The 15,722-nt window shown below is 63.7% G+C and carries 21 protein-coding genes; 5 read left to right on the forward strand and 16 right to left on the reverse strand.

What is annotated here, in order from left to right; all coding sequences use genetic code 11:
- The first annotated feature begins 83 nt into the window (after nt 1–83).
- Nucleotides 84–686, forward strand: coding sequence for a hypothetical protein (locus ACFR9U_RS21065; RefSeq protein WP_247381041.1), 603 nt, complete (start codon nt 84–86; stop codon nt 684–686).
- A 102-nt stretch (nt 687–788) separates the two neighbouring features.
- Here ACFR9U_RS21065 and ACFR9U_RS21070 read toward each other — a convergent pair whose 3' ends face one another.
- From ACFR9U_RS21070 to ACFR9U_RS21100, 7 genes are all read right to left on the reverse strand, one after another.
- The gene (locus ACFR9U_RS21070) at nt 789–974 is read right to left on the reverse strand and encodes a DUF5786 family protein (RefSeq protein ID WP_247381039.1); all 186 of its coding nucleotides are present in this window, start codon (nt 972–974) and stop codon (nt 789–791) included.
- A gap of 68 nt (nt 975–1,042) precedes the next feature.
- Nucleotides 1,043–1,390 carry a hypothetical protein gene (locus ACFR9U_RS21075; protein ID WP_247381037.1) on the reverse strand — a complete coding sequence of 116 codons (348 nt, stop codon included), beginning with the start codon at nt 1,388–1,390 and terminating at the stop codon, nt 1,043–1,045.
- Nucleotides 1,391–2,051: 661 nt separating this feature from the next.
- A complete protein-coding gene (locus tag ACFR9U_RS21080) occupies nt 2,052–2,651 on the reverse strand; it encodes a DUF2238 domain-containing protein (RefSeq protein WP_247381035.1) in 600 nt (199 codons plus the stop codon).
- Nucleotides 2,648–3,232: a hypothetical protein gene (locus tag ACFR9U_RS21085; RefSeq protein ID WP_247381032.1), complete on the reverse strand. Its 585-nt coding sequence runs from the start codon at nt 3,230–3,232 to the stop codon at nt 2,648–2,650. The genes ACFR9U_RS21080 and ACFR9U_RS21085 overlap by 4 nt, the downstream gene beginning before the upstream one ends.
- Before the next feature lie 215 nt (nt 3,233–3,447).
- Nucleotides 3,448–4,116, reverse strand: a complete 669-nt coding sequence (locus ACFR9U_RS21090; protein WP_247381031.1) for a phosphoribosyltransferase — start codon at nt 4,114–4,116, stop codon at nt 3,448–3,450.
- A 77-nt stretch (nt 4,117–4,193) separates the two neighbouring features.
- Nucleotides 4,194–4,625, reverse strand: coding sequence for a universal stress protein (locus ACFR9U_RS21095; protein WP_247381029.1), 432 nt, complete (start codon nt 4,623–4,625; stop codon nt 4,194–4,196).
- Between the two features lie 57 nt (nt 4,626–4,682).
- Complete coding sequence (locus ACFR9U_RS21100; RefSeq protein WP_247381027.1) at nt 4,683–5,777, reverse strand: Na/Pi cotransporter family protein; 1,095 nt, start codon at nt 5,775–5,777, stop codon at nt 4,683–4,685.
- A gap of 190 nt (nt 5,778–5,967) precedes the next feature.
- Here ACFR9U_RS21100 and ACFR9U_RS21105 point away from each other — a divergent pair, with 190 nt between their 5' ends.
- A complete protein-coding gene (locus tag ACFR9U_RS21105; RefSeq protein WP_345893409.1) occupies nt 5,968–6,399 on the forward strand; it encodes a VanZ family protein in 432 nt (143 codons plus the stop codon).
- Here ACFR9U_RS21105 and ACFR9U_RS21110 read toward each other — a convergent pair.
- Both ACFR9U_RS21110 and ACFR9U_RS21115 read right to left on the reverse strand, forming a co-directional pair.
- Nucleotides 6,354–7,139 carry an endonuclease/exonuclease/phosphatase family protein gene (locus tag ACFR9U_RS21110; protein WP_247381021.1) on the reverse strand — a complete coding sequence of 262 codons (786 nt, stop codon included), beginning with the start codon at nt 7,137–7,139 and terminating at the stop codon, nt 6,354–6,356. The genes ACFR9U_RS21105 and ACFR9U_RS21110 overlap by 46 nt on opposite strands.
- A 53-nt stretch (nt 7,140–7,192) precedes the next feature.
- A complete protein-coding gene (locus ACFR9U_RS21115; RefSeq protein WP_247381018.1) occupies nt 7,193–7,477 on the reverse strand; it encodes a hypothetical protein in 285 nt (94 codons plus the stop codon).
- Nucleotides 7,478–7,658: 181 nt separating this feature from the next.
- Between ACFR9U_RS21115 and ACFR9U_RS21120 the strand changes: the two genes are divergently transcribed.
- A complete protein-coding gene (locus ACFR9U_RS21120; protein WP_247381015.1) occupies nt 7,659–8,108 on the forward strand; it encodes a pyridoxamine 5'-phosphate oxidase family protein in 450 nt (149 codons plus the stop codon).
- Between the two features lie 307 nt (nt 8,109–8,415).
- Nucleotides 8,416–9,843 (forward strand): RNA-guided endonuclease InsQ/TnpB family protein, encoded by a 1,428-nt coding sequence (locus ACFR9U_RS21125; RefSeq protein ID WP_247381013.1) that lies wholly within the window; start codon nt 8,416–8,418, stop codon nt 9,841–9,843.
- A 198-nt stretch (nt 9,844–10,041) separates the two neighbouring features.
- Here ACFR9U_RS21125 and budC read toward each other — a convergent pair whose 3' ends face one another.
- The 6 genes from budC to ACFR9U_RS21155 all read right to left on the reverse strand — a co-directional run bounded on the left by budC (nt 10,042) and on the right by ACFR9U_RS21155 (nt 14,410).
- Nucleotides 10,042–10,773, reverse strand: coding sequence for a meso-2,3-butanediol dehydrogenase (budC, locus tag ACFR9U_RS21130; protein WP_247381011.1), 732 nt, complete (start codon nt 10,771–10,773; stop codon nt 10,042–10,044).
- A gap of 110 nt (nt 10,774–10,883) precedes the next feature.
- Nucleotides 10,884–11,918 carry a transcription initiation factor IIB gene (locus ACFR9U_RS21135; protein ID WP_247381009.1) on the reverse strand — a complete coding sequence of 345 codons (1,035 nt, stop codon included), beginning with the start codon at nt 11,916–11,918 and terminating at the stop codon, nt 10,884–10,886.
- 195 nt (nt 11,919–12,113) lie between these two features.
- Nucleotides 12,114–12,536, reverse strand: coding sequence for a universal stress protein (locus tag ACFR9U_RS21140; RefSeq protein ID WP_247381007.1), 423 nt, complete (start codon nt 12,534–12,536; stop codon nt 12,114–12,116).
- 72 nt (nt 12,537–12,608) lie between these two features.
- Nucleotides 12,609–13,064, reverse strand: coding sequence for a universal stress protein (locus ACFR9U_RS21145; RefSeq protein ID WP_247381005.1), 456 nt, complete (start codon nt 13,062–13,064; stop codon nt 12,609–12,611).
- A 364-nt stretch (nt 13,065–13,428) separates the two neighbouring features.
- Complete coding sequence (locus ACFR9U_RS21150) at nt 13,429–13,578, reverse strand: DUF7557 family protein (protein ID WP_428222020.1); 150 nt, start codon at nt 13,576–13,578, stop codon at nt 13,429–13,431.
- Nucleotides 13,579–13,681: 103 nt separating this feature from the next.
- Nucleotides 13,682–14,410: a SagB/ThcOx family dehydrogenase gene (locus ACFR9U_RS21155; RefSeq protein WP_247381001.1), complete on the reverse strand. Its 729-nt coding sequence runs from the start codon at nt 14,408–14,410 to the stop codon at nt 13,682–13,684.
- Nucleotides 14,411–14,535: 125 nt separating this feature from the next.
- Between ACFR9U_RS21155 and ACFR9U_RS21160 the strand changes: the two genes are divergently transcribed.
- Nucleotides 14,536–15,411, forward strand: coding sequence for a universal stress protein (locus tag ACFR9U_RS21160; RefSeq protein ID WP_247380999.1), 876 nt, complete (start codon nt 14,536–14,538; stop codon nt 15,409–15,411).
- Nucleotides 15,412–15,468: 57 nt separating this feature from the next.
- Here the strand turns inward: ACFR9U_RS21160 and ACFR9U_RS21165 are convergent, their stop codons facing one another.
- On the reverse strand, nt 15,469–15,705 hold the full coding sequence (locus ACFR9U_RS21165; protein WP_379815102.1) for a hypothetical protein: 237 nt from the start codon (nt 15,703–15,705) through the stop codon (nt 15,469–15,471).
- Nucleotides 15,706–15,722 lie beyond the last annotated feature (17 nt).

Here is a 15,722-nt window from a genome sequence, read left to right on the forward strand (position 1 = left end):
GGAACGACGACACTGCTCGCGTCGATGACGCTCCCGACCCGTCCTGGACCAGCGATATACGTCCCCTCCGTGAAGACTCGCCCATGGGAGTCGACGTGGACGCACTCGAGGACTACTGCCAGTTCGGTGCCGAGCGAGTCTACCTACTCCTTGCGATCGCTCGGGCGAAAGACAACGAGGCGGTGCCGAACAGTTCTGAGTCCGTCAGCAGGAAGATCGTCGAGAGCCCCGACGACCTCGCTCGGCAAGTCGCGGCGCTCAGTCACGAGGTGCGTCGCTTCGACGAGCGATACCGGCTCTACCTCTCGGTGAACGCACGGAACACCACGGCCGCGTTTTTCAGACTCCGCGAGCGCATGGACGACTGGCTGGAGATGCGGTTTCGCGGCAACGTCGAGGTGATCCGGAAGTTCACGCGACTCGATCGCGAGTTCCTCTCGGTTCTCCAATCGGACAGTTGCAAAGACGACTCCAACCTGCTGTTCGACCTCGACGACGTCGCCAGCGCAACCGCCGACGAGTTCGAGCGGGACCTCTCGGCCGTCACGTCGATTTTGTGGCGACAGGAGACGCCCAACGGCTATCATATCGTCACCGAGCCGTTCGATTACACTGTCTTCGAAGCTAACGAGGGGTACGAACTGAAGCGGGACGATCTGCTCTTCATCTCGTCTCTCGACGACTAGGCAGGGCGAGCTGACCACGGGAGGCTGTTCGCTGACGGCTCTCCGATCGTCGCGACACAGAATCAAACCTGGTACAGGGCCGAACTCGCTGTTTCTGGTGGTTCAGCCACTCCGCTGTTCTTTCAGTGTGTTGAACTGCGAGAGGAGTTCGTCGACCGACGCGTCTTCGTCCTCGACGTGACCCTCGAACCGCGTCCGTTCGTCTGCAGACTCGGTCTCGACGGCAGCGATCAACTTCTCACGGCGTTCGAACTCCATCTCGTCGAAGGTTCCCATTGACATCGGCATTCACCGTGGTATACGTTGGCGATGCGCGAATAAATGGGTGTCGGGCATGCCGCTGCCCGGCAGCGGTTTCACCCTGACGGGACAGTTTCGGCCGGCGTGGTGAACCGTTCGAGGGCTGTCGCGATTTTCTGTGCTTTCCGCGTCGCCAGTTCGGACGCTGGCTCGATCCGGTAAGACAACCGGGACGAGACCGCGTCGTCCTCGTGCTCGGACTCGCGGACGACGGCGACGAGCATCCCGTCGGTCGTTCGAACTTTGATCCCGACCGGCGTCGGCGTCCCGTGCAACCCCTTTACCGCGTCGTGGACTTCGTCGATCGCTTCGTCGACGCTGATCTCCAACGGCATCGTCGCGAACTCCGGATCCGTGAACGACTCCCCAGCATCTGCAGTGGACTCCTCGGATGAGTTTGTCATACTGGAATCACGGGGGACCGTGCCCCATTCGAACAATCCACACGGATCAAAATAACGGTATCGCGGGCGCCGCTGGCCCGTCGTCTGCTCGCTATCAGTCATTCCACTGAAGGGACGGGCAGCGACCGACGAACGTGCCGCCAGGTTCAGCCTTGTGCGGCTCGAAGCCCGACGACTGCGCCGCTGGCAACCGACAAAGCCGTGACGCGAACGTGACTGGCGCGAGTCGACACCCGGCTCGACTCTCCCGTTCGGGAGTTGCACGTCCCCATCGTCGATTTTCGAGAGACTGTCACTCGCTGGCGACCAATTCGAGCGTGAGAAGCGTCGCTACAACGATTTCCGGAGTCGGACGATCGAAGTTGCCAGTGCCCAATACACCAGTCTCCGACCCGGAATTTCCACGACAGCGTATGCTGGACGTTTTTGCGACTTCGACCACTAGTGCCACGCACGGTCACCGAGGCAATCGACCGAGACAGATCGAAACGCCCCGTCGATAGCAACACGATCACCGAATACACACATGGAGCCTGAGACGATCCTGGTATTCCTCATGGGACTGTTTCTCTTGGTCCTGTTCCTCGTCGGCATCGCGAGCGATAGCGTTGCGGTCCCACTGCTCCTGGAAACACGGTAGCTTCCGAGTCGGGACCGGGCGTCACCGCAGTCGATCGTAGAAGAACCCGGTGAGATTACGGACGTACCCGGTCCCCCACACCGCCACGATCACTGCGCCGACCGCGTTGAACACGAAATCCGTCACGATGTCGTCGATGCCATACACGGTCACGTATCCACCCAGGACGTACTCGATGACCTCCCAGAAGACGCCCGTCGCCAGGACGAACACGACGATAAACACCGCTCGAAACTCGGAGGGAACGTCGATGGCGTCGGAGTGGCGTTCCAGTGCGCGAAAGGAGGCGTACCCCACACCAGCGATAATCGTCGCCGACGCCGTGTGGGTCACCTCGTCGTACCACTGGTACTGCTCGTAGACCCCCAGTGAGCCGATCGTGTGGAGGATCATGGCGATCGTGATCCAGAGGACCAGCCCGGGATCCATCGAGTAGCCGTACTCTCGACGCAGCAGCGCCGGAAAGAGCGTGACCCCGAGTGTGAGACTGCCTGTGACGGCCATCCCGACCTGTGTCGTCACCAGTCCTGCGAGCACGACGCCGCCCAGCACGAGTTGCAGCCCCCTGGTGATGCGTCGCTCCTGCGAGTCCGACAGTCCCACTGCGTCGCCGAGCGTCATTCAGACTTCACTCCCTGGGCTGATCGGTCAACGATTCCTGCCGACTCGAATCGAACGAGATACCAGTACACCAGCGATCCGACGACGACGCTCATTACGGTGACGCTGACGATGTCCAGCTGGAGCTCCGTCTGCGTGCTCAGAAAGTCGGTTCCGAGCCAGCGGTCGGAGTAAAACTGGGCGATGATCCAGAGCGCCTCGATCGCCATGGCTGTCAAGACGCCGAACACCACGGCAAACCGGCGGCCGAGTTCGATCGACGTGAACGCGTCGAGTTCGACGACGATCACCAGCGCGAGCATCGCGATGGCCAAGTAGCCTGCGGCGTCGGGAGAGACCCCGACGGCACGGGCAGTCACTGCGACGGCTGCAACCGAGACGAGCGGCCACGGAACCATCGCCGTCCACTCCCCTGTCGTCAGCGCCGGGATCGAGACGACGATGGCGACGAGGACCGAGAACACTCCCCAGAGGAGCGCATCTGCACGAACGCTCTCGATGGCTGCCAGTGCCACGACACCAGTTGAGAACCATCCCATCCCGGCGTTCACACGGTGACCGGTCGCAGGAGTGTCGACCACTACCTGTGACGGTTCGAGTCGGGTATCCTAAAGCGTGTAGCTAACCAGAGTGACGAGTTGAGCGGACCAGCACGACGACACGTGCCGGACGTCAGCCGGCCGGACTCTGTTCTCGAGAGCGAGACTCCCCACTGCCGGGAGAGCGCCTGCTAGTTGCCGTGCTTGATCTGTCGATCACGGGCGTCGGATGTGGGGACGAGCATCGTTGGTGGCGCTCAGGCCGGGTCTTCCCCGTCGTCACTCAGGTACGCGATCGCCTCCTCGTCGCTCACCTGATCGAAGCGATCGTAGAAGCGACCGACTGCCCCGAACGACGACGGGGTGTCGATGCAAACGATCTGATCCGCCTCGGCATCGAGTTCGGTGATCGTGTCAGGTGGGCCGACGGGCACGGCGAGGACGACGTGCTCGGCACCGGCAGCCTGGACCTGTCGGAGGGCGGCTTTCGCGGTCGATCCCGTGGCGACGCCGTCGTCGACGACGACGACGCGTTTGCCCTCCATCTCCGGGAGGTCGCCGCCATTGCGGTATCGCTCGGCTTTCTCGCGTGCGACCTCGGCTTCCTGTTCCCGCTCGCGGTCGATGTACTCCTGATCCACGCCGAGTCTGGCGATCGTGTCCGACGCGAGCCAGGCGCTGCCGTTGCTTGCGACGGCGCCGATGGCGAGTTCCGGATTCCCCGGCGCACCGATCTTCGACGCGACGACGACGTCGAGCGGACAGTCGAGAACGTCCGCGACTTCGCGGCCGAGCGGGAGGCCGCCGCGTGGAATCGCCACCACGAGATCCGCGATGACGCCGTGATCCTGCAGTTCTGCAGCCAACTGTTGCCCCGCGTCGTGCCGGTCCGCGAATCGAGGTGCAGAGCCGCTATCAGTGACCATGCACTCGTTACCACGGGAACGGGAAAAAGCCCAGCGGGGCTGGAGGGACGCGGTCCCGTGGGCGCTCTGTTCGCGCGTTACCTGATGACCGTGACCGGCACGGGCGCTCGCTGGAGGACTCGCTGGGCGACGCTTCCGAGCAGGACGCGCGAGAGCCCAGTGCGCCCGTGTGATCCGATGACGACGAGGTCCACGTCGTGGTCGGCGGCGTAGTCGCTGATCTCTCGGGACGGTTCGCCGAAGACGAACTCGGTGATTACGTCGCCGTCGTGCTCGCTGGCGCGGGCCGCTTCCCGCTCGAGGAGGTCCTCCGCCCGGCTGGTCGCCCGTTTGTGGAGTTCCTCGAACCCGATGAGCGCTTCGGCGACGGTGATCTCCTCGACGTAATCGACGACGTGGAGCAGGGTGAGCCGGGCGGTCGGATGCACGGTCATGGCGTAGTCCAGCGCCTCCCGGGAGAGTGGCGAGCCGTCGGTCGGGACCAGGACGTGGGCCACGGTGTCGACCATGCTCGGACGTATTCGGTTCGACAGCTAATAGCTATGTCCAGGATGGCTCCCTGGCGGTTACCCGACTGCGAGGGGAACGACGACCAGCGCCAGCGGGCCCAGCACCAGCGAGACAACGAACGCGACGAAGGCACGGCGATCCTCGAGCAGGACGTTGTCGATCGATTCGATCGCCCACGCGTACCACTCGTACCTGGCGAGGGCGAGCAGGGTCACACCGGTCGCAGTCACCAACAGTAACAGGACGGTCGCAACGCCGACCGGGTTGGCCAGGATGACCGCCACGAGTAGGGCGTCGAAGAGCGTCCCGATGTTCGCCCCGAGCACGTACGGCATGAGCTCCTCCCGCGTCACGTAGTCTCGATTGTACAGCGGGACGATCACGCCCAGCGAGAAGGCGACGCTCGTCGTCACGGTGGTGATGAGCAATCCGATGGCGAACGAGAGCCACGTGCGCTCGAAGTGGCGGAACAGATGGGTGCGTATCACGGACGTCTCGATCCGCCCGAGGACGCGATCGAACAGCTGGAGGCTGCCGAAGAGGATCGCGACCGCGAGCAGAAACGCGGGTGCGGCACCGATGGTCTCGGTGACGACGTCGGTGGCCGCTGCGAAGATCGTCAGCGAGTCGCTCTCGAGGGACGGGACCGTGCCGACGCCCCTGGCCGGGTCCGTCACGATGGGATACAGGAGGTAGCCGATGACGGTCACCGGCACGTAGATCGAGTGCGTCAACAGAAACGCGAGCAGTCCCATGCTCACGCCTTCCTGCAACGAGTACCGATGTTTCTGCAGGTAGTCCAGCGCGCCGATGAAGACGACGATCGCAGCCGCGCCGAGCCGCGACCCGGCGACCATGAGAAGCAGCTCCGACGTCGACACCAGGCCGGCGCTGAACAGCGAGAGCGCGAGCGCAGCCACCACCGACCCGTTTCCGAGGCCGTACGCAGCGAGCCAGCTCAACCCGAGGGCAGAGCTATCACCGACGACGATCCGCGTCAGGAGCCGCCTGAGCGTCGGCGCTGCAGCGGTCGTCGTCGTTCCCAGTAACTGCACAGCAAACAGGAAGAGGAAGATCGTCGTCGCTGTCGCTCCCAGAAGTCGAACGGACGAGGGGACGCGATCGACGACTGCCTGTCCTGGCCAGTTCACGAGTGACGTCTCCCGTCGGTCGCGTGACCGGCGTCGGCTGTCAGTTCCACACGGACGGTCAAGAAGGTCTGCCAGACGGCAAACACCACAGACGACATCTCGGAGCGACTGGAACAGTCAATGAGGGCGCTCACGGAGCCGTGACTTCGGGAACCCGAGACCCAAGTGGTTCTCGCGCGAAAGAACACCCATGGAGTGCCTGTACGCCCCGTCCGAGAACCGCTGGATTTCGGTTGCACTGGTCGCCCTGTCCCTGGTCGTCGGCTCCGTGCTTCCGTTACCACTCCGGCGTCGCCCCGAGTTCAGCCGGATCGGTCCGGACAAGTTCCTCCACTTTCTGGGGCACGGGAGCCTGGCGATCGCCCTGGCTCGCGCGCTTCGGGGCGACCGGCGTGAGACGTGGCGACCAGCAGCGCTCGGCGTTGGATACTCGACGGCGCTCGGCGTCGTCACCGGGACGGTCCAGCGATGGGTGCCCGGACGGAAACCCGAGCTGGCCGACCTCGTTGCCGGGTTCCTCGGTGCCGTGGTCGGTGTCTGCTGGTGGGCTCGCCGTTCCGATTGCCAGCCGGACAGTCACACCTCGCCGGGGAAGGACACGTCAGCGATGACGGGCAGATGATCCGACGGGAAGCGCCCGTTGTCGTACATGTCGGAACACGTCCCTTGTTGGAGGACCTCGATGTCTGGGGAGACCAGCACGTGATCGATCTTCTTGTCCGGGATGAGGTTCGTGAAGTCCGTCATGCTGGTCGTCGGTCCGTGGGCGGGCGTCTGAGACAGTTCGGCCGTATCAGCCAGCGACCGACCAGCGTCCATCTCGGCAGTGAGAACCCGATACGGCCTGGAGGACGGGCGGCAGTTGAAGTCTCCGGTGAGGACAACGGGTTCGACCGGCGCCAGATCGGCGAGTCGCTGCCGTAGCAAGGCGGCACTTTCGACGCGGGCAGTCGCGCCACGGTGGTCGAAGTGCGTGTTGACGTGGACGAATCCCTCGTCTGTCGTCAGATCGCGGAACTGCGCGTATTTGACGAGTCGGGGGAGTGACGCGTCCCAGCCGGGGCCCGGCACGTCGGGCGTCTCCGAGAGGTAAAACGAACCCTCCGCTTCCACGTCGAACCGACTGGTACGGTACCCGATGGGGATGTACTCGCCAGCGACGTCGTCACCGGAACGGCCGGCGTCGAGCCAGCTGAACTCCGGTAGCATCTCGCGGAGGTCGTCGAGTTGGGCCGGGAACGCCTCCTGCAGGCCGACGAGGTCGGGGAGTTGCATTCGAATCGTCGTCGCGACGTGCGCTCGCCGTCGGTCCCAGGTGTTCTCACCGTCGTCCGGGTTCGGGTACCGGACGTTGTACGTCATTATCCGAGTGTGTGTCGGCAGCATGGGGGTGATCGGCAGCGGGGGTTGCGGCGTTACGAGTACAACTCCGCTGCAATTGCGGATTCGTGCTGTTCAACGAGGTCCTTCAGACGGGTAAGATCAGCGGTCGACAGGTTCGGATTGCCGTGCGTGCCGGCACGAATCATCGAGAGTCGGCTCGTCATGTACCCACAGACCCACAACCGACCGCGATCGGTGAGGTGATCCGGTCCGGCGACCATCTCGAAGTCGACGACGCCGTCGCGCATACAGTTGGCCATGCTCGCCGCCATGTTCTCGACTATCATTTCCAGATAGGCCTGTTCGTAAGACTCCATGCGCACGATTACCACGGCACGAATGGGCAAAGCCGTGACGGTGTGAGCGCAAACAGGGGCCGAGAAAACCAGTCATCTCCGTCGATATCTCGGGTGTTCGTTCAGGTCGGTCCCATCGAATGTCACTGACGGCGACGGTATCGAGCAAGGTGTTATCACTTGCCGTGGCAACTACTAATGTATGCAGGGGCTTCGATGGGTCCAGATGACTCAAGCGGAACGAGACGACTTTCTCGGGAACGGCGGCATCGGCGTGTTGTCGTTTTCGACGCCGGGCGAGGACCCGCCGTGGTTACTCCCGGTGTCGTACGGCTACGACGTGCACTCGACCAGTTTCTACTTCAGCCTCGCCTTCCCGCCCGACACCGGGAAACCTGACGTGATCGACAATCCGGTGTCCTTCGCCACCCACTCGAAAACGCCCGACGGGTGGCGGAGCATCGTCGCAACCGGGACGCTCGAAGAGGTGACCGACATGCCGTACGATTCGAGTGCCGTCCAGGGGATGTGGGCCGTGAACATTCCGGAAGTGGACATCTTCGATCAGCCGCGCGAGGAGATCACCTTCCGTGATTTCCACCTGGAACCCGACGCGCTGACGGGACGAAAAGAGGTCAACACCGAACCCTGAGGCCACTGACTCCGAAGGGTGTGAGACCCCGTCGTCCCGCCGACGGAACCGCTGACTCGGCGGGTCGCTACGTCGTCTCGGCCGGACGGAACGTGATAGAGATACGAGCGCATACCCCCGCCTTCCCGTGAGTGACGAGTGTTCCGACACCAGTCGGAACCGAGGAGCGAACAGGCGGGGGTCGAGCGGACAGCAGAGTGTGACAATTCACCGTTCTAGTGCAGTGCTGGATTTCCCACCGTTTCACTTTCACTCTGGGTGGCTGAGCTATATATCGATTCCAATCGAAAAATGGAGTACGGCAAGGATGGGTGAACTCACGAAGACGCTTGAACTGAAGCTTGTGGACCCGAACGCTCACAAGCGACAGAAGCTTCGTGAGACACAGGACGCGTACCAGCGGGCGCTGCAAGCCGCGTTCGCCGCTGGCTGTGACACACAGTCAGCGGCCAACGATGTGGTTGTCGAGTACGACCTGAGCGGCTATGCGAAAAACGCCCTCAAGAAGTACGTCCCACAACTCTGTGGGAACAGCTACGACGCCGACGAACTTCACGACGACCACCCGGTACGGTTCACCAACGAAGGACTCCAACTCGATCACCAGCCACAGAACGCGATCGAGTGGTACGTCAAAATTCCACACCACGAGGATTACCACCTCTGGATCCCGGCACGCGCCAATCCCGAACAGCGGGAGTGGCTCGAAGCGTTGTACGCAGACGACGCCGAAATGGGAGAAAGTCGGTTGTTCGAGCGGGATGGGACGTGGTATCTCCACGTCACTGCCACTCGCAACGTGGAGGACCAATCTGAGGCGTCCGCCGACGAGCGGACGCCGCCAGACTCACAGGCCTCGACTACCGAGCCCTGTCTCACTCCGCTCGACAGGACGCCGATAGGCGTAGACATTGGAGAAGCGAGTCTCGTCACGGTGTGTCACCGCGACGAGTGCGGTTCTCCTGTTCGCCCCCGCCTGTGGGCCGACGACGGCAAGGCCGTTCGTCGGCTCCGCAAAACCTACTTCACCGCCAAGAGACGCCTTCAGAAGCGCGTCAGTGAGCGAATCGCAGAGTCTTACGGTGACGCACTGTGGGACCAGATTGACGATGTGTTCCACCGTGTGACCCGCGAGGTCGTGGACTACGCTGAGTCTATCGAGAATCCAGTGTTGGTGCTGGAAGACTTGACGGACATCCGCGAGAACATGAACTACGGCGAGTACATGAACCGGCGGTTGCACGGATGGGGCTTTGCGAAGCTCCACGCACAGATTCGCTACAAAGCCGCCGAAAAGGGGATTCCCGTCGAGACGGTGAATCCCCGGAACACGTCGAAGGCGTGCCACGCCTGCGGTGAACACGGCTACCGACCACGACAGGCGACGTTCCGATGCTCGAACGACGGTTGTTGGGTCAGTGAGTACCAAGCCGACGTGAACGGGGCGATAAACATTGCAGACCGCTACCGTAGTGGAGAGAGTCACCGCCGAAGCGACCGGACTTCCCGGCAGAAGGCCGGTGACGATGACTCGGCTACGGATGGGGTCGTCCGAGAGACTCCGTCTCTCGTGATCACGAAAATCTACGATTTTCGAACGACCTCTTTGACCGTGCCACAAGACAGCCACGCCGTTAACGAATCGCGCAGCGATTCGTTCGCACACCAGAAATCTCCGATTTCTGGGGACGATGCTGAAACCCAGCAGGAGACGCGTGGAACGTATGCGTCTTGAAACCAACAGGCAGCTTCGCTGGGCCTGAAATCCCGTGGTGGGATTCCTCCGCGTTCACGCGGAGGAGGAGGTCAATAACCCCGGCGGTGGTCATTGTCACGGTCGTCGGGGTCCGAGATGCAGGGGAGCTGACCGGCTGTTTCTTTGGAGGCGCTGGAACCGATTCGGTCTCGCCCCGACGCGCAGCGTCGTGACGGCTCAGTGCGCCGTCCACCCGCCGTCGACCGGGATGTTCGCGCCGGTGAGGTAGGACGCCCCGTCAGAGGCGAGGAACACGGCGAGGGGGGCGATCTCTTCGGGTTGTGCCGGACGATCCATCGGCGTCTCGTCCTGCAAGAACGTGTAGAACCACTCCGTCTCGAGGAGCGATTCGGTCATCGGCGTCTCGACGAAGCCGGGGCAGATGCTGTTGACGCGAACCCCGTCAGCGGCGTAGTCGACGGCGACCTGCTGTGTGAAGTTCACCACGCCGCCCTTGGCCGCGGAGTAGGCAGCAGCCCCCTTGCCGCCGACCAGCCCGTAGATCGAGGCCATGTTGACGATGCAGCCGTCGGTCTCGATGAGCTGTGGCAGGGCGGCTTTGGTCCCGTGCATGACGCCGTCGAGGTTGACGCGAATCACCGTTCGCCACTCGGACAGCTCCATGTCTCCGACCTTCGAACTGCTCGGGATGCCCGCGTTGTTCACCATCACGTCCAGCGAGTCGAACTCCTCGACGGTCGCCTCGACGAGCGCCTCGACCTGGTCGTACTCGGCGACGTCCGTCTGGACGTAGCGACATCCGAGCTCCTCGGCGACGGCCGTGCCGTCCTCCGCGGTTCGACTCGCGATGACGACGTCCGCACCGGCGTCGACGTACGCAGTCGCGATCGCTTTCCCGATGCCTGACGACCCGCCCGTGACGATGGCTGTCGACCCTTCGAGTTGCATTGGCTCCACCGAACCCAGGTTCCACAGCCAGCGCGAAAAAACCGAGTCCCCGGCCCTGATCTGCAAGCAGCGGAGCGACCCGGAGCGCGCCGCTCGGCCCAATTAACCGCTTACGCGGCCGCGGCCGACTGAGCGTCCGTCTCCGACTCGTCGGCCGTTCCCGCAGTCTGCCGGTCCTCGTAGACCGCGAGCAGTTCCTGGTACCGGTTGCGGATCGTAACGGTACTCACGTCGGCGGCCTCGCTGACGGCCTCCTGGGTGAGTCGCTCGTCGATCACCCGTCCCGCTGCATAGATCGCTGCGGCCGCGAGGCCGAGCGGACTCTTCCCGGAGAACGCGTTCGTTCCCTCGGCGGTCCGGAGGACGTCACGCGCCGTCCGATCGAGTTCGTTGCTGACGTCGAGTTCCGACGCGAGCCGCCCGACGTACTCCTGGGGGTTCGCCGGCTCGACCGCGAGGCCGAGTTCTCGGACGACGTAGCGGTACGTCCGCTTGAACTCGACTTCGTCGACGCGGCTCACGGCCGCGACCTCGTCGAGACTCCGCGGTGCGTTCATCTGGCGTGCCGCGGCGTAAACCGCTGCCGTCGCGACGCCTTCGATGGACCGCCCCGGCAGCAAGTCCTCGTCGAGCGCCCGACGGTAGATGACCGACGCGGTCTCGCGGACGTCCTTCGAGAGCCCGAGCGCGCTCCCCATCCGCTCGATTTCGGCGAGCGCCTGCTTCAGGTTGCGCTCCTGGTGGTCCCGGGTGCGGAACCGCTCGTCCCAGGTGCGCATCCGCTGGACGCGCCGACGCTGCCGGGAACTCAGCGAGTTCCCGCCGGCGTCCCTGTTCTGCCAGCCGATCTGGCTCGACAGTCCCTTGTCGTGCATCAGTTTCGTCGTCGGCGCCCCGACGCGAGCCTTCTCGTCGCGCTCTTTGGAATCGAACGCGCGCCACTCCGGCCCGCGGTCGATCTCGTCTTCCGCGACGACGAGTCCACACTCGGAGCACACCGTCTCGGCGTGCTCGTCGTCGGCCACTACCCGTCCACCGCACTCCGGACACTGCTGTCGGTCCGCCGCTTGCTGGTCCGCCCTTTCCTGTTCGTTCACCACCGTTCGCGTCTGTTCGCTCTCCGTGTCGAGTGTTATCTGACTCATGATCGAAAAATGGTCTCCGGGGTTGAGACGTTTGTCAGCCCCTCACGACCGTTACTAACGTAGAGTAATCGATTCTAGTATTTAAATCTTTTGTCGGAGGGAGTCCGCCATCTTCCATCGCCTGCTGATCACACTCACGGCACTCAGTGAGTCACAATCGGGGAGGCAGGAGAAATCGGACGGCCCAGTTCGGGCTCAGGCTGGGCCGGGAGAGACGACGATCGTCCGGTGGTCACTGTCGGCTTTCACGTTTCGTCCGACCCCGCCGAGATGCTCGCGGTGGTCGCCGTGTTTTCCCACGACGATCGCGTCCGCGTCGATTTCGTTCGCGTACGCCACGATGTCCCGTTCGGGAATCCCGTGGCACACGTCCGTCTCGACGTCGAGACCCTGCTTGTTGGCCTGATCAGCGACCGCTGCGACGCACTCGTGCCCGTGGTCCTCCGCCTGAATACAGGCCAGTTCGCTCGTGCTGAGCGCCACCTCCCCGTACTCGCGTCGATCGACGACACAGAGCACGTGGAGCGGCACGTCCCGCTCGCGCGCGAGTTGGATGGCCTGCTCGCCTGCCTGCATCGCGTGCTGGCTCCCGTCAGTGGCAAGTAAAATTCCCGCCATGGTATCCTATACCACACATCTGGACTTATCTATTTCCACCTTTCAATCGGCGGCGACGTTCAGAGGGCGGCGTCATCGGACGACCGTGACGGGGACGTCCGAGCGTTCGACGAGGCCTTTCGCAACGCTGCCCAGGAAGCGCTCGGCGTGTTCGGAGTGGCCCCGGTGACCGACGAAGAGCGCGTCGAAGCCCTCCGCACTCGCGACATCCGAGAGCTGTTCGACCGGATCGCCGTAGAGCAGTTCGGTCCTCAGTTCCACGTCGCGGTCGGCTGCGAACGCCACTGCGTCGTCGAGGATTCCCTGGCCTCTGTCTTCGGCGTCCGCGATGTTCTCGATGATGAGGCGTCGCTCCGCGTCGGCGAGGTCGGCGACGGGTTCGATCCCGCCTTCGGTGTAGACGTCCGGGTCGACCACGTGGACCGCCGTGATCGAAGGGGCGTGGCTCATCGCCTCGCCGAGTTCGAACGCGTAGTCGAGCGTTCGCTCACTTTGCTCTGAGCCGTCGACTGCGACTGCAAAGTCCATACCCTCACATACACCAGCAGGACGAATAAGGAAGTGTCACGGCTCGTGTGACAGAAACTGAGTCACCAGGAGTGAGTCATCAACCAGCCTCCGAGGGCGTCAGGGCGTCCGATGGTATGCGAGAGCGCCGTAGCCACCCCCAGGCCGAGCGCGGAGAGCACGGAGCCGAGCAACGAGAGCACGACGAAGCCGCCACCAGACGACTCCAGACAGGGTCTGTACAGTCAGCAGTTTACTGCACACACGCGTCTCCTCGTCGGACACGTCAAGCGCCTCTCGGTCAAGTGGTCAGCTCGGCTGTCCCGGACCGGGCACTGGGTCGGGCCTGCATAGAATTCCCATCGAACCGCGGGTAAGGGGTCTGTTACTCCGAGTACCCCTCTTGCAGGAACGTGCCTTCCGTTTCGTACATCGCCAGCAACTCCGCGATGAGTTCCTCGTAGGTCTCGTCTTCCTCTAGCTGTAGATCGAGCCGGTCTCTGAGTTCGTCACTGATTTCGATCGTGTGCGTCATGCCGATCCCGGGGACGTCGGCGGTCGTCCCCAGTTCCCTTCGACGCCGAGGCACAAAAACAGGATGGCGCCGAGCACGGAACGAGTCGTCCCTCGGTCCGTCGTTACGTTCGCGCGCCGATAGGAATGACGTAGAGCGGCCGTTGGGCTTGGGGTGCGTCCACCAGTTCGCGGACGCGCTCGTCGCGAAATGCGCCGACGGTGACCATCGCGAGGTCGAGCGACTCCGCCTGCAAGTACAGATTCTCCCCGACGTGCCCGGCTTCCATCGGCACGTAGCGTTCTTTCCCGCGAGGCCCGTACTTCGCCGTCGTCCGCTCGTCGTCGGCACAGACCACCACGTCGATCGCGCCCTGTCCGACCCATTCCTGATCGAGTGCGGCCGCACGCAAGTCCGACTGTCGGTTGCCCGTCGCAAGCCGTTCGAGTCCGTGTCTCTCCACGTCGTAGCGGTAGACGCCGGCATCGAGTCCTGCGACGCCGGGGTCGCCCACGACGACGTACAGTTCGAGCGGATACGTCGCTCCGGCGCTCGGGGCGGCCCGATGGCCCGTCGACGGCTCGGTGATCCCCTGCGCCGCCCACAGCAGTTGGCTGACAGTCGCGAGATCGAGCGGGTCCCGCCTGTAGGACCGTCTGGAGCGGCGAGCCGAGATCGCTGCTTCGACGGACGTGTCGCCCTCCCGTGACGGTTCAGGGAGTCTGATCCGGTTGCCGCCCTGCTGGGCTGCGGCGCGATCGAATCGGCGCAACAGGACGCTGAGAGCGACAGATCCGATCCCGAGAGCGAACGTGCGGAGCAAGTCCTGTCGCGAGAGTCGCGTCGGTGCCATAGTCGACCTCTCCACGAAGCAGCCCAAAAGTGTAGTCACCAGTGGGTTGGCGACCGTTTCCGAACTGGGCACGCGCGTCGGCGGGATTACTTTGGGCCCTGGTGTGGTAGACGGTACCGGTCGACATGTACCAGACAATTCTGCTTCCCACGGACGGGAGTGCCGGCGCGGCGGAAGCGATCGCTCGCGCACTCGACCTGGCTCGCGCGACCGACGCGACGCTTCACGCGCTCTCGGTCGTCGATACCGGGGCCGAACCGCCTGGGGTGTCCGACGCCAACCGCGCGGAGTTCCGGGAGAAAGCGCGCACGCGCAGTCGGGCGGCCACGCAGACCGTCGACGAACACGGCCAGAAACTCGGGGTCGACGTCGTCGAGGCGGTCCGGGAAGGCGTTCCCCACGAGGCGATCCGGGAATACGCCGACGAACACGACGTGGATCTGATCGTCATGGGCACGCAGGGGTGGACCGGCCACGAGCGCGCCCGTCTCGGCAGTACGACCGAGCGCGTCATCACACTGGGCGACGTGCCGATCATGACCGTCCGCCTCGACGGCGACGTGACGGACCTCCCGACGGGCTACGGAATGTACGATCACGTCGTCATCGCGACCGACGGAAGCGACGAGGCAGCGCGCGCGGCAGAACCGGCCCTCGAAATCGCCGAGCACTACGGCGCCGACGTGCACGTGATCTACGTCGTCGATACAGAGACGTACGACCTGGAAGACGCGCCACGGAGTATCGTCGGCCTACTCAAGGAGGGCGGCCAGAAAGCGACGGAGACCATCGCCGACCTGGCTCGCGAACGGAACCTCCCAGTCGACGCCGACGTGTTGCGGGGCCGGCCTGACGAGGAGATCCTCGCGTTCGCCGACGGGGTGGAGGCCGACCTGATCGTCGTCGGCACACGTGGGCTGAGCGCAACGACGGACCGATTGCTCGGCAGCGTCACGGCACGCATCCTCGAACGGGCCGAAACGCCGGTCATGACGCGGTGACTGTGCGTCGAGAAGAGTGCATCAAAGTAACACTCACCGGTGCGACGAATGGAACAGTTACCGGGGCGACATGACGACGGATTCGAGCAGTTCGACCTGGACCGGCGTTTGACACCGCGGACAGGAAAAGGAGACCTCCATGTACATCGCCCCGTTCTTCGTGGAGCCGATGTCTTCGAGCGTGAAGTCGCTGTCGTCGATCGACGAGGCCAGCGTCGAATACGCGAAGCTGTGGTCACACGGGAGTGTGAAGGGGGCATCCGGCGTGTCCACAGGATTGTCGGGTGCTGGCACGGTGCTTCTAGACACTG

This window comes from Halorientalis brevis (assembly GCF_042678165.1).
Classification (GTDB): domain Archaea; phylum Halobacteriota; class Halobacteria; order Halobacteriales; family Haloarculaceae; genus Halorientalis; species Halorientalis brevis.